Origin of the sequence: Bizionia sp., from assembly GCF_048259285.1 — a bacterium.
GTDB lineage: Bacteria > Bacteroidota > Bacteroidia > Flavobacteriales > Flavobacteriaceae > Algorimicrobium > Algorimicrobium hallyeonense.
On sequence record NZ_JBLXHU010000013.1, the window covers coordinates 1 to 13,062 of the forward strand.

The window sequence follows — 13,062 nt, forward strand, 5'->3', positions numbered from 1 at the left end:
AACTCGCTAACAAAATTTTGCTCGATTTTAAAAAATTGACTGCTCAAACAGCCTAAAATTTCACGTTGTTATTATGTCAAATTTCACGATAAATTTTCGATAGGCCGATTTAGAGTTTAAAGAAAGATAACATCATGTTTAACTATTGTGACTTTAATAAAACGAATGCAATCCATTTAAATAAAGTTTAACGCTTTTTCGGTTTACAATTTATTTCTTCTTTAAATCTTTTTTAGCTTGTCTGGCTTGATTTCTAACCACTATTTTGGAAATATAAATACTAATTTGGTATAATAGCAAAATAGGAATAGCCACAATAACTTGACTCGCAATATCCGGAGGCGTAATAATGGCCGAAATAATTAAGACAATTACCAAGGCAAACTTGCGGTATTTTTTTAGAATTTGCGGCGTTACAAGTCCGATTTTAGTTAAAAAATAAATTACAATAGGGAGTTCAAACACGAGTCCGGAGGCTAGGGATGACGATCGTACTAAAGCAATATATGAGCTCAAATCTATTTCATTTGAAATTTCACTACTCACCGTATAGGTTCCTAAAAAATTAATAGATAAGGGTGTAACAATATAGTAACCAAATAGGACACCAATAAAAAACAGGATTGAGGTAACGATAATAAAACCGCGTGAATGTTTACGTTCATTTGGGTTTAGCCCTGGGCTAATAAATTTCCAGAATTGGTATACCACATAGGGAAATGCTATAATTAATCCGGCATAAATAGAGGTCCAGATGTGTGCAGAAAATTGGCCTGCCATGGTTCTGTTTTGAATACGGAATGGAAACTCTTCAAGGCAAAAGGTGGTTTCAATGCCTATAAATTGAGATGCTTTACACAGCCACTGATAGGTGGGGAAGCTCATTCTTTTTGGGCCGAAAATAATGGTTTCAAAAATGAAGTCGGATAATAAAAAAGCGAAAGATCCTGCTATTAAAATAGCAAATGTTGCACGAATTAAATGCCATCTTAAATCTTCCAGATGGTCCAAAAAGGACATCTCATTGATACTCTTTTTTGCCATTATATAATGCCTTCTTTTATTAAGTCATGAATATGAACGATGCCCGCATATTGGCCATTTTTTTCAACTAATAATTGGGTAATACCATAGGATTCCATCAATTCTTTGGCATCCACAGCCATGGCATTTGCATCAATACTTTTTGGGTTTGGACCCATAATATCTTTAGCGGTTAAATTGCTAAAGTCGTTGGATTTTGTCAGCATGCGCCTTAAATCGCCATCGGTAATAATACCCACAACTTTATGGTTGTCTACAACGGCTGTAACACCTAACATTTTTTCAGAAATTTCAATAATAACCTCCTTAATATTGGTGTTTGGATTTACTTGTGGTTTTTCATTTACGTCGCTCATATCGCTCACCCGTAAATACAATTTTTTACCCAATGCACCACCGGGATGGTATTTGGCAAAATCGTTGCTGGTAAATCCGCGAAGTTCTAATAAGCAAACCGCCAAAGCATCACCCATAACCAATTGTGCCGTGGTACTTGTTGTTGGTGCTAAATTATTAGGGCAAGCTTCTTTTTCTACAAAGGTATTGAGTAGGAAGTCCGAGTTTTTTGCTAGGAACGAATCGCGATTACCTGTAATGGCAATCATTTTATTTTTTGCACGTCTAATAAATGGCACCAGCACCTTAATTTCTGGTGTATTTCCGCTTTTTGAAATACAAATAACCACATCGTCTTCAAGAATTAAACCTAAATCGCCATGAATGGCATCGGCTGCATGCATAAAAACGGCAGGTGTTCCAGTTGAGTTTAACGTGGCTACAATTTTAGTCGCAATTATAGCACTTTTACCAATACCGGTAATAATAACACGGCCTTTAGAATTAAATATACATGTAACAGCATCCGAAAAATCGGTATCTATTAAGGAAGACAAGTTAGCAATGGCCTGACTTTCCATGTTAATAGTCTGTTTGGCAGTGTCTAAAATGGTATTTTGAGTTTTCAAAATTTATTATTTTTTTGGGTTGATGCTTTTAAAGATTTTATTATCTTTAAAGTTATTCAAACTAAATAATTAATTTGTTGGTTTTTGAATGTTGCAAAGCTAACAAAAATAATTATGAGAGTTCTGTAAATGCACTCGTAATTAATTAATAGCAAAATTCAATACAGTGCGTTTTAAATGAGGGAAAATAAAATTTTAAAAACGATACATGTCTGTAAATGAAAATGACTTGCACAGCGCATTAAAAACCTATTTTGGATTTAGTGCATTTAAAGGCTTGCAAGAACCAGTAATAAAAAGTCTTTTATCGGGTAAAGATACATTTGTAATCATGCCAACGGGTGGCGGAAAATCATTATGTTACCAGTTGCCAGCGTTGATGCAAGAGGGTACTGCCATAGTCGTGTCTCCTTTAATTGCTTTAATGAAAAATCAAGTAGATGCTATTCGTGGTGTTTCTGATCACCATGGTGTTGCCCACGTTTTAAATTCGTCTTTGAATAAAACCGAAATAAAACAAGTTAAACACGATATAACAGCCGGCATAACCAAGTTGCTATATGTAGCACCTGAATCGCTTACTAAAGAGGAAAACGTTGAGTTTTTACGATCTGTAAAAATCTCGTTTATGGCCGTTGATGAAGCCCATTGTATTAGTGAATGGGGTCATGATTTCCGACCGGAATACCGAAATTTAAAAAGTATTATTGAACGTATAGGCGATAACATTCCAATTATTGGCTTAACAGCTACGGCCACACCAAAGGTTCAAGAAGATATTCTTAAAAATTTGGGAATTCATGATGCTATGACCTTTCAAGCATCCTTTAATAGACCTAATTTGTATTACGAAGTCCGCCCAAAAACCAAAAATGTGGATGCGGATATTATTCGCTTTGTAAAGAAATACGAAGGAAAGTCGGGAATTGTATATTGCTTAAGTCGCAAGCGTGTAGAAGAACTAGCCCAGACCCTGCAAGTAAATGGTATTAAAGCTGTGCCGTATCACGCGGGATTGGATGCTAAAACGCGGGCCAGCCATCAAGATATGTTTCTCATGGAAGATGCGGATGTTGTGGTTGCAACCATTGCTTTTGGCATGGGCATTGACAAGCCGGATGTCCGTTTTGTAATACACCATGATATACCGAAGAGTATAGAAAGTTATTACCAAGAAACGGGTCGTGCTGGTCGTGATGGCGGCGAAGGCTATTGTTTAGCATTCTACGCCTATAAAGATATTGAAAAGTTAGAGAAATTTATGTCAGGCAAGCCTGTTGCTGAACAGGAAATAGGTCATGCCTTGCTTCAGGAAGTGGTTGCTTATGCCGAAACATCTATATCCAGACGAAAATTTATTCTTCATTATTTTGGTGAAGCATTTGATTCTGAAACTGGCGACGGTGCTGATATGGATGATAATATGCGTCATCCTAAAAAGCAGCATGAAGCCAAGAAGAATGTTGTTTTACTGCTAGAAACCGTTTCCAAAACGAATGAAAAATATAAATCTAAAGATTTAGTACAAGTTATAATAGGTAAAGAAAATGCCTTAATTATTTCTCATAAAACCAACGAGCAGCCATTTTTTGGGCTGGGTAGTTCGGAAAGTGATAAATATTGGATGGCTTTAACACGCCAAGTATTAGTTGCTGGTTTGCTTAAAAAAGATATTGAAACCTATGGTGTTATAAAATTAACGCCAGCAGGTTTGGCCTATCTGGAAAATCCGAAGTCGTTTATGATGACGGAAGATCACTTATTTAATGCCGAAGTAGATGACGCCATTATTACCGCCTCTAAAGGTGGTGGAGCCGTTGCCGATGTGACATTGATGAACATGCTTAAAGATTTAAGAAAACGAAATGCCAAACGTTTAGGGGTGCCGCCATTTGTTATTTTCCAAGACCCATCATTAGAAGATATGGCTTTAAAATATCCAATTTCTATTGAAGAAATGAGCCATGTACATGGTGTAGGAGATGGGAAAGCTAAAAAGTATGGTAAAGACTTTGTGGATTTAATTACACGCTATGTGGAGGAGAATGATATTGTGCGACCGGATGATATGATTGTGAAATCGACAGGCATGAATTCGGCACTCAAGCTATACATTATTCAAAATATAGACAGAAAGCTACCGCTTGACGATATTGCATCGGCAAAAGGAATGTCTATGAGCGAATTTATCAAGGAAATGGAGGCTATAGTTTTCTCTGGAACTAAATTGAATATTAATTATTGGATTCAGGATATTTTGGATGAAGATCAGCAAGAAGAAATTCATGATTATTTCATGGAAGCCGATACGGATAAAATAGATGTTGCTATAGATGAATTTGATGGGGATTATGACGATGAAGAATTGCGTTTATACCGTATTAAGTTTATTAGTGAGGTGGCGAATTAGGTTCAAGTTCCTTCCCTCGGCAGGCAGGCAAGGGTTTCTGTGTTGGCAGTTGAGGATGGTTTAAGGATTATATTTCAAAAGGCTCTTCATTGCTAGGTTCTTATTTTGCCTTTAGCTTCAAGTTCCACTTGGATTTCAATTTTACTTTAAGTTCAATTTCATATCTTTGCACCTCATTAAAAAAACAATATGATGCAAGACGGATTATACGCAAAATTTCACACTAATAAAGGTGACATTTTAGTTGCTTTAGAATATAAAAAAACACCAGGAACCGTGGGTAACTTTGTTGCTTTGGCTGAAGGAAATTTAGAGAATTCTGCTAAAAAACAAGGCACACCTTATTATGATGGTTTAAAATTTCACCGTGTTATTCCAGATTTCATGATTCAAGGTGGTTGTCCACAAGGAACTGGAACAGGAAATCCAGGTTATAAATTTGACGATGAATTTCATCCGGATTTAAAGCATGATGCACCGGGAATTTTATCGATGGCGAATGCCGGTCCAGGAACTAATGGGAGTCAGTTTTTTATTACTCATGTTGAAACACCTTGGTTAGACGGTAATCATACCGTTTTTGGAAAGGTAGTGGAAGGACAAGATGTGGTTGATGCTATTGCGCAAAGTGATACGCTTGATGCATTAGAAATTATACGTATTGGAGAAGATGCTGAAAAATTTAATGCCGTTGAAGCTTTTAGAACGTTTGAAGGTTCTCGCGAAAAGCGCTTGGCTGAAGAAAAAGCAGCAAGTGAAGCAGAATTAGATACATTAGCCGCTGGTTTTGACAAAACAGAAAGTGGTTTGCGTTATCAAATCCTTCAAAAAGGAAGCGGTGCACAAGCAAAAAAAGGTCAAACGGTATCAGTACATTATAAAGGTCAGTTGGCGGATGGAACGGTTTTCGATTCATCATACAAGCGTAAGGAACCGTTAGAATTTCAAGTTGGCGTTGGTCAAGTTATTGCGGGTTGGGATGAAGGTATTTGCTTATTGCAAGTAGGTGATAAGGCTCGATTGGTTATTCCAAGTCATTTAGGATATGGTGCCCGTGGTGCTGGAGGTGTTATTCCAGGCGATGCCACCTTAATTTTTGATGTAGAATTGGTTAACGTTAAATAATTTTTAGAAGAAAACGGATTTACACTGTAACAAATAGTCAAAAAAACGTCTCATTTTTAATGGGACTTTTTTTTGCTTAAATTTTAGCAATCACCACAAAAAATATAATTTTATGAAGTTAGCATATACCTATCTATCCGTTTTCATTGTTGTTTTTGTTATTAGCTGTTCAAACAGTATCCAGTATACAGATGCTATAAAGGCAGAGACTTCGGGTCGGTATTTATACCATCCCGATGCTGTTATTGACGTTTTTTATAAAAATAATCATTTGTTTTTAAATTGGCGAGGGGCCGAAATTAAACCGGTTGCCCTGGATGAATACACTTTTTTTGTACCTGATATGTATCAGAAATTGCAATTTTTGAAACACCCAAGTACCAAAACTTCCTATTTGGCTATTATTCCAGAAAACGAGGGTGATTCTATTAGGTATGCCTATAAAAAAGTGCCTGATACTTTTAATACGCCGTCTATGCATTTAGCAAATAAAAATTATGAGGCCGCACTTCAAGGTTTTCTAGCCATTAGAAAACAAGACTCTGTTTCGGTATTTATAAACGAGCGTGACTTTAATAGTATGGGCTATGAATTTTTGAGGGATAAAAAATATGGTGATGCCATTGCTGTTTTTAAACTGAATACGGCGTTGCATCCTGATAGTGATTATGCTTATGATAGTTTGGCGGATGGCTATTTAACCCAAGGTGACAGCCTATTAGCATTTACGCATTATAAAAAAGCACTTGAATTAAATCCTAGTAACAAACGCGCCAAGAAATATGTTTCGGCTTATGCATTGAAAGTGACGGATTAAGAATTGAAAATACGAATTACTTTTTCCATTTAATATTGCAACCCATACTCGGTTTTTGGATTCTATTATTTTCTTTATTATCAATAATACAATCCAAAGCATGGCGTAAATCTGATCCTGTTACTGGGATATTGTTTCCCGGACGGGAATCGTCCAACTGACCGCGATAGGTGAGTTCTAAATCTCTATCAAACACAAACAAATCTGGTGTGCAAGCAGCCTGATAGGCTTTAGCTACCTCTTGTGTTTGATCAAATAAATACGGAAAAATATACCCTTCATTTATGGCGTGTTGCGCCATTTTATCTGGTGCATCTTGGGGGTAGTTTTCCACATCATTACTAGAAATAGCAATAAAGTTGATACCTTTACTTTTGTATGTCTTTGCTAATTTTACAAGCTCAGCATTCACATGAGTAACGTATGGACAATGGTTGCAAATAAACATGATTACCGTTCCATGAACACCCTTAGCACTTTCTAGTGTTACCATCTCATTCGAAACGGTGTCCTTTAAATTGAAACTTTTAGCTTTAGTACCTAAAGGAAGCATGTTTGAAGCTGTTTGCGCCATATAATATTAATTTATTTTTAATGGAATAAAGTTAAGTAATATTTGACTTACGCCCAATTTGTTGACATGTAATTTATTCTTCTAATGATTATAATCAATTCCTTCTCAAGTAATTTTTTATGTATTGAACACTCACAGGTGTTAAAGTCTTTCTTTATTATTTACCATTCTTGTTTATTTTAAATTTAGGTGTTTATGAACTTTTGATTTGCTTTGCCTAAAAAAGAAACAAAACTGCCTGCCGGCAGGTAGGCAGCCTAAAATTTATCGGCATCTTCATTGCAAATTTCACGATAAATCTTCGATAGGCCGTAAATAGGAGTCTTTAACGTAATTATCATCACACGTGTTTTAGAATTATCAAGAAGCACAGAGGGTATACTGTTATAAATAAAATGTTTAGGTCAAAACTAAATTCAATCAAGGATAAGGCTTATTCAATTTATTGGAATTTGATTTGCTATTTTAAAATTTTACTATCATATTACAACTCTAATTAGCCTACTAACTAACGCTTTTTTTTTTCATGCAGGAACTTGACCGAGTTCAAATTCATTTTGATTCCAATAATTTGTGGATTCTAAACGTGGCGCTTGCTGTTGTCATGTTCGGCGTGGCACTAGGAATTTCAATGGCAGATTTTAAAGCCTTGATTAAAGCACCTAAAGTTGTTTTAATTGGATTGCTTTCCCAATTTGTTTTATTACCCATGTTAACTTATGCCTTTATAGTTTTGGTGAATCCGCAACCAAGTATAGCCTTGGGTATGATGATGGTGGCCGCTTGTCCTGGTGGAAATATATCCAACTTTATGACGCATTTGGCGGGCGGAAACACAGCGCTTTCAGTAAGTTTGACCGCTTTTTCCACTTTTATAGCTATCATTATGACGCCCTTTAATTTTGAATTATATGGCCATTTATATCAGCCAACTGCAGCTTTATTGCAGGATGTCTCGTTAAATCCGTTTGATATGGTTGAAATTGTGTTACTAATTTTAGGGATTCCTCTAATTTGTGGGATGTTAGTTCGGTATCAGTTCCCCAAAATTGCCGTCCGTTTGGCACATTGGTTAAAACCATTTTCCATAATCGTATTTGTGGGCATCGTTATTGTTGCCCTCCTGAATAATTTGGATGTTTTTTCTGAATTTATACATCATGTTTTAGTACTTGGTATCAGTCATAATATACTCGCTTTTTTATTAGGCTTTTTAATAGCACGTGCTTTTAAACTCTCTTATGAAAATCAGAAAACATTGACCATAGAAACTGGGATTCAAAATTCAGGGATTGGATTATTACTGATATTTACCTTTTTTAATGGACTAGGCGGTATGGCTATTATGGCGGCATTTTGGGGGATTTGGCATATTGTTTCCGGATTATTACTCTCCTATTTTTGGTCGTCTAAATTAGTAACTAAAGCTCAAGCCGTTTGAAAAACATCTGGTTACATAGTGTTCGTTTTTATATTGGCCTTGGGCTGTTTTTTTATTACAGGCGCATTCATGTAAAATATCGCGAACGCGTACCGTTACAGGAACCCCTTCTATTTGTTTCCAATCATAACAACGCGCTTATGGATGCCTTGTTAATTGCCACCCAATCTGGTAGGTTTTCCTATTTTCTAACACGTGCTAGTGTTTTTAAAAAACCGATGATTAATGCACTTTTACGGAGTTTGAATATGATTCCTGTTTATCGCGTTCGCGATGGATGGCATACGGTTACCAATAATACAGCCGTTTTTGCAAATTGCAGCAAGTGTTTGTCTCAAGGCGAAGCGGTTGCATTGTTTCCAGAAGGGAATCATCATATAAACCGAACCTTGAGACCATTAAGTAAAGGGTTTACACGGATTGTTTTTGAAACATTAACCCGGTTTCCATCAACCGATTTAAAGCTGATTCCCATAGGATTAAATTATGAACAAGCGGATGCGTTTTCCGATAGTGTAGCGGTTTATTTTGGTGCCGAAATTTCAGCTAAAGCTTATTTAGAATCAGAACGGACTTCGGAAGCACTGCGATTGAAACATGATGTTTGGCAGGCTATTACCCAATTAACAACACATATACCCGCGGATACGTACACAGAATCCTTAAGCAGACTACAGGCCGTTAACGCCGACTTTCTAAACCCCGAAGCCGTTAATAGGTGTTTGAATTCCAATTTTAAGAAATGTTCTTTTAAAAGAACCCAACAGCCTAAAATGCTGAAGGCATTTTTTAAGTTTTTTATGATTGTCCTGTTGCTTGGTCCTTATGTTATTTGGAAATTTCTTGCAGAACCCAAAATTAAAGAAGTTGAGTTTGTAGCCACCTTTCGGTTTGGTTTGGCTATCAGTTTAGTGCCTTTGTGGCTTTCTGTGGTGGCCGTTATACTTGCGGTTGGTATGGGCTTCCAGGTGGCATTGATTTATGTAAGCTTATCTTTATTGATATCTCTTTTAGCCGTTAAATTGTAAATATAAAAAAACCACTAAAAAGTGGTTTTTTATATATGTGTGCGATGGTAGATAATTAAATATCATCAAAATCTATATCTGTAAACCTTTCTGCAGATTTTGGTATTTCATCTGTCGTTTCGGTTCCAGTGGTGTATTCTTCCTTCTTAAAATCTTTTTGGTGACGCTCACTAATCACTTCATCGCCTTTTTCGTTGATGATATAATTAGTCATTTCTTTTAGAATGGTATTAAATTCCGAAAAGTCTTCCTTGTATAAATAAATTTTATGCTTTTTGTAGTGGTAAGAGCCGTCATCGTTTGTAAATTTTTTGCTCTCGGTAATGGTAAGGTAATAATCGCCTGCTTTTGTAGATCTTACATCAAAAAAATACGTTCGTCTTCCAGCTCGTAATACTTTTGAGAAAATCTCTTCTTTCTCCATCATTCCATTATTATCCATAGTCATATATATTATAGAAACACAAATTATAAGTTCTTCAAAAATCTAAAAAAATCAGATACCAACCAACAAATTATGAATTTTCTTTTATGTATCTCGTTAAAACGCATTTAAGTAATTAAGGATGACATTGTTAAAAACGCGCGTTTTATGGTTTTTTTGCCTAGGAGTTGGTAGCCTCACTTAATTGTTTTTCATATAAGTTTTTATAGTAACCATCCGTTTCTATTAAGGCTTCATGCGTGCCGGCTTGAACGATTTTACCCGCATCTAAAATAATTATTTTATCCGCATTTTTAGCTGCGGAAATGCGGTGGCTCACTATTATGGTTGTTTTGCCTGAGGTAAGTTTCTTTAGATTATTAAGGATTTTCTCTTCTGTTTCTGTATCAACCGCAGATAAACAATCGTCAAACAATAAAATCTGTGGGTCTTTAATTATAGCTCTTGCAATGGAAACGCGTTGTTTTTGTCCACCTGAAAGCGTAATACCGCGTTCGCCTAAAACCGTTTCATACCCTTTAGAAAAACTGATAATATTTTTATGGACTTGAGCGTATTTAGCTGCTTGAATGACCTGTTCGTCCGTGGCATCCTCTCTACCAAACTTGATATTGTTGTTAATAGTATCTGAAAACAAAAACGCATCTTGGGGTACATAGCCAATAGCATCCCGAAGATCATCAAGGTTTACGCGGTCTATGGGTTCACCATCAATGAGAAGTTCGCCGCTTTTAATATCATATAAGCGCCCAATTAAATCCAATATGGTTGATTTTCCAGAGCCTGTTTTTCCTATTATAGCTAATGTTTCACCTGCTTTTAAGGTAAACGATACGTCTTTTAAGGCTTGAATATTGGTGTCATCATAGGTGAAGGATACGTTTTTGAATAGGATATCTCCTTTAATTTCTGATGCCTGCAGCGCTTTGTTTTGAATTTCAGGTGAAATTTTTAAAAACTCATTAATTCGGTTTTGCGATGCTTCAGCCGTTTGAACAATGGATGTTACCCAACCTACCGTAGCTACGGGCCATGTTAACATATTGACATAAATAATGAATTTGGTAATAACACCAAGGCTAATTTCTCCCGCAATGTATTGCAAGCCACCAACGTAAATAACGATAAGGTTACTTAAGCCAATTAATAAAATCATCATGGGGAAGAAAAAGGCATTAATTCGCACTAAATCCAATTGTTTCTCGCGACTTTCCGTAGCTAACTCATCAAAATTCATGGATGCTTGTGACTCCATGCCGTAGGATTTTATAATAGCAATTCCGCTAAATGTTTCTTGCGTAAAGGATGATAATTTAGATAAATACTGCTGTACAATGGTACTGCGTTTATGGATTTTTTTACTCAATTTATAAATGATAATTGATAAAATAGGCAGCGGAATAATGGTGTATAAGGTTAGAGTAGGCGCCTGGCGGTACATGAAAAATATAGCAATAACAAAAAGCGTAAAGGTGTTAATACTGTACATAATTGCTGGGCCTGCGTACATTCTAACACTATTAACATCCTCGCTAATGCGGTTCATTAAATCGCCCGTTCGGTTCTTTTTATAAAAATTTAAAGAAAGCCGTTGGTATTGCTGGTAAATTTCATTCTTTAAATCGAATTCAATATAGCGGGACACATTAATAATGGTCTGGCGCATAAAAAAGGTCAATACACCGGTTATAATGGCAGCACCAATAATGTAAGCAATATTGATAAGGAGTTTTTGCTTTACAATATCCACATCTGTAATTAGGCCTTTTCTAAAGTCGTCCACCACATCAATTGACGATCCAATTAGTTCCGGCGTAAAGAGTAAAAATATTTTAGATACTATGGTAATAATAATGCCAATAATAACTTTCCCTTTATATTTTAAGAAGTATTTATTTAAATGCTTTAATTCTTTCATTAATTGATTTGCGTTTGCATAAAGTTTTTAACAAATTCGTATTTTACTATTAATTATGTTGTTTAAACATTAATATTCCCTTAATTTTGCACGTTGTTTTTACAGATATAATAAAACACAAATAACATTAAACTATAATTACTATGGTAACAGACGTTGTTAATGCGAATGAATTACATAAGATTGATCCTGTTTTTGGTCAACACTCATTCGATAATCACGAGCAAGTTGTTTTTTGCAACGACAAAGATACAGGTTTAAAAGCAATAATTGGAATTCATAATACCGTTTTAGGACCTGCTTTAGGTGGTACTAGAATGTGGAATTATGAAAATGAATGGGAGGCTTTAAATGATGTGTTGAGGCTTTCAAGAGGTATGACTTTTAAGTCTGCTATAACCGGTTTAAACCTTGGTGGTGGAAAAGCGGTTATTATTGGCGATGCCAAAACCCAAAAAACGCCAGAATTGATGCGTAAATTTGGTGAGTTTGTACATTCTTTAAGTGGACGTTATATTACAGCAGAAGATGTGGGAATGACTACAGCAGACATGGATACGGTTCGCGAAGTGACACCTTATGTTACTGGTATTTCAGAATCTCTTGGAGGTGCGGGAAACCCTTCCCCTATAACCGCTTATGGCGTATTTATGGGTATGAAAGCTGCGGCTAAATACAAATTTGGAAGTGATGTTTTAGAAGGTAAATCGGTATTTGTTCAAGGCATTGGAAATGTGGGGGAAGCATTAGTAGAACATTTAGTAGATGAAGGTGCCAATGTAACTATTTCTGATATTAGTCAAGAACGCTTGGAAGAAGTACGCAGTAAGTATGGTGTGTCCATTTATGGAGGTAAGGATATTTATTCAGAACCTATGGATATTTATGCGCCATGTGCCTTAGGAGCAACTATTAATGACGATACGGTTCAAAAAATAAAAGCACAGGTTATAGCAGGTGCTGCCAATAATCAATTAGCCGTGGAGCAGAAACACGGTAAAATTTTACAAGAACGTGGTATTGTTTGGGCTCCAGATTTTTTAATTAATGCGGGCGGTATTATTAATGTTTATGCAGAATTGGAAGGTTACGACCGTAAAGAAATTATGCGTAAAACTGAAAATATTTACAATACAACATTGGAAATATTAAACAATGCGGATAAAAATAAGGTGACTACCAATACAGCCGCGCTAAATATTGCACAAGCTAGAATTGATGCAAGAAAAAATGAGAATTCGAAGTAATTCGATTAAATAAATATTATTTTTGCGAGGCGAAAGGACTACTTTCGC

The 13,062-nt window shown here is 35.9% G+C and carries 11 protein-coding genes; 6 read left to right on the forward strand and 5 right to left on the reverse strand.

Annotated elements, in window-relative coordinates:
* Positions 1-210: 210 nt before the first annotated feature.
* Both tatC and ACN0QX_RS08075 read right to left on the reverse strand, forming a co-directional pair.
* The gene (gene tatC, locus ACN0QX_RS08070; protein ID WP_376860353.1) at positions 211-1,044 is read right to left on the reverse strand and encodes a twin-arginine translocase subunit TatC; all 834 of its coding nucleotides are present in this window, start codon (positions 1,042-1,044) and stop codon (positions 211-213) included.
* The gene (locus tag ACN0QX_RS08075) at positions 1,044-1,961 is read right to left on the reverse strand and encodes a KpsF/GutQ family sugar-phosphate isomerase (RefSeq protein ID WP_371922436.1); all 918 of its coding nucleotides are present in this window, start codon (positions 1,959-1,961) and stop codon (positions 1,044-1,046) included. The genes tatC and ACN0QX_RS08075 overlap by 1 nt, the downstream gene beginning before the upstream one ends.
* Before the next feature lie 256 nt (positions 1,962-2,217).
* Here ACN0QX_RS08075 and ACN0QX_RS08080 point away from each other — a divergent pair, with 256 nt between their 5' ends.
* The 3 genes from ACN0QX_RS08080 to ACN0QX_RS08090 all read left to right on the forward strand — a co-directional run bounded on the left by ACN0QX_RS08080 (position 2,218) and on the right by ACN0QX_RS08090 (position 6,361).
* The gene (locus ACN0QX_RS08080; RefSeq protein WP_248395077.1) at positions 2,218-4,419 is read left to right on the forward strand and encodes an ATP-dependent DNA helicase RecQ; all 2,202 of its coding nucleotides are present in this window, start codon (positions 2,218-2,220) and stop codon (positions 4,417-4,419) included.
* 192 nt (positions 4,420-4,611) lie between these two features.
* On the forward strand, positions 4,612-5,544 hold the full coding sequence (locus ACN0QX_RS08085) for a peptidylprolyl isomerase (RefSeq protein WP_417196326.1): 933 nt from the start codon (positions 4,612-4,614) through the stop codon (positions 5,542-5,544).
* A gap of 112 nt (positions 5,545-5,656) precedes the next feature.
* Entirely contained in the window at positions 5,657-6,361 is a 705-nt protein-coding gene (locus ACN0QX_RS08090; protein WP_417196236.1) for a tetratricopeptide repeat protein, read from the forward strand.
* Between the two features lie 16 nt (positions 6,362-6,377).
* Here ACN0QX_RS08090 and ACN0QX_RS08095 read toward each other — a convergent pair whose 3' ends face one another.
* Entirely contained in the window at positions 6,378-6,935 is a 558-nt protein-coding gene (locus ACN0QX_RS08095; protein ID WP_248395075.1) for a thioredoxin family protein, read from the reverse strand.
* A gap of 526 nt (positions 6,936-7,461) precedes the next feature.
* Between ACN0QX_RS08095 and ACN0QX_RS08100 the strand changes: the two genes are divergently transcribed.
* Both ACN0QX_RS08100 and ACN0QX_RS08105 read left to right on the forward strand, forming a co-directional pair.
* Positions 7,462-8,376, forward strand: a complete 915-nt coding sequence (locus ACN0QX_RS08100) for a bile acid:sodium symporter family protein (RefSeq protein ID WP_417196239.1) — start codon at positions 7,462-7,464, stop codon at positions 8,374-8,376.
* Positions 8,373-9,404: a lysophospholipid acyltransferase family protein gene (locus ACN0QX_RS08105; RefSeq protein WP_417196241.1), complete on the forward strand. Its 1,032-nt coding sequence runs from the start codon at positions 8,373-8,375 to the stop codon at positions 9,402-9,404. Before ACN0QX_RS08100 ends, ACN0QX_RS08105 begins: the two co-directional genes overlap by 4 nt.
* Before the next feature lie 55 nt (positions 9,405-9,459).
* Here ACN0QX_RS08105 and ACN0QX_RS08110 read toward each other — a convergent pair whose 3' ends face one another.
* Both ACN0QX_RS08110 and ACN0QX_RS08115 read right to left on the reverse strand, forming a co-directional pair.
* On the reverse strand, positions 9,460-9,846 hold the full coding sequence (locus tag ACN0QX_RS08110; protein WP_417196243.1) for a PUR family DNA/RNA-binding protein: 387 nt from the start codon (positions 9,844-9,846) through the stop codon (positions 9,460-9,462).
* Positions 9,847-10,009: 163 nt separating this feature from the next.
* Positions 10,010-11,767 (reverse strand): ABC transporter ATP-binding protein, encoded by a 1,758-nt coding sequence (locus tag ACN0QX_RS08115; protein ID WP_248395071.1) that lies wholly within the window; start codon positions 11,765-11,767, stop codon positions 10,010-10,012.
* Positions 11,768-11,910: 143 nt separating this feature from the next.
* On the opposite strand from ACN0QX_RS08115, the gene ACN0QX_RS08120 reads away from it, so the two are divergent.
* Positions 11,911-13,014, forward strand: coding sequence for a Glu/Leu/Phe/Val family dehydrogenase (locus ACN0QX_RS08120; RefSeq protein WP_248395070.1), 1,104 nt, complete (start codon positions 11,911-11,913; stop codon positions 13,012-13,014).
* The last annotated feature ends 48 nt before the right edge of the window (positions 13,015-13,062 follow it).

Coding starts and splice junctions, on each gene's coding strand:
- tatC (WP_376860353.1), bottom strand. CDS start 1,044: ATGGCAAAAAAGAGTATCAATGAGATGTCCTTTTTGGACCATCTGGAA.
- ACN0QX_RS08075 (WP_371922436.1), bottom strand. CDS start 1,961: ATGGAAAGTCAGGCCATTGCTAACTTGTCTTCCTTAATAGATACCGAT.
- ACN0QX_RS08080 (WP_248395077.1), top strand. CDS start 2,218: ATGTCTGTAAATGAAAATGACTTGCACAGCGCATTAAAAACCTATTTT.
- ACN0QX_RS08085 (WP_417196326.1), top strand. CDS start 4,612: ATGCAAGACGGATTATACGCAAAATTTCACACTAATAAAGGTGACATT.
- ACN0QX_RS08090 (WP_417196236.1), top strand. CDS start 5,657: ATGAAGTTAGCATATACCTATCTATCCGTTTTCATTGTTGTTTTTGTT.
- ACN0QX_RS08095 (WP_248395075.1), bottom strand. CDS start 6,935: ATGGCGCAAACAGCTTCAAACATGCTTCCTTTAGGTACTAAAGCTAAA.
- ACN0QX_RS08100 (WP_417196239.1), top strand. CDS start 7,462: ATGCAGGAACTTGACCGAGTTCAAATTCATTTTGATTCCAATAATTTG.
- ACN0QX_RS08110 (WP_417196243.1), bottom strand. CDS start 9,846: ATGGATAATAATGGAATGATGGAGAAAGAAGAGATTTTCTCAAAAGTA.
- ACN0QX_RS08115 (WP_248395071.1), bottom strand. CDS start 11,767: ATGAAAGAATTAAAGCATTTAAATAAATACTTCTTAAAATATAAAGGG.
- ACN0QX_RS08120 (WP_248395070.1), top strand. CDS start 11,911: ATGGTAACAGACGTTGTTAATGCGAATGAATTACATAAGATTGATCCT.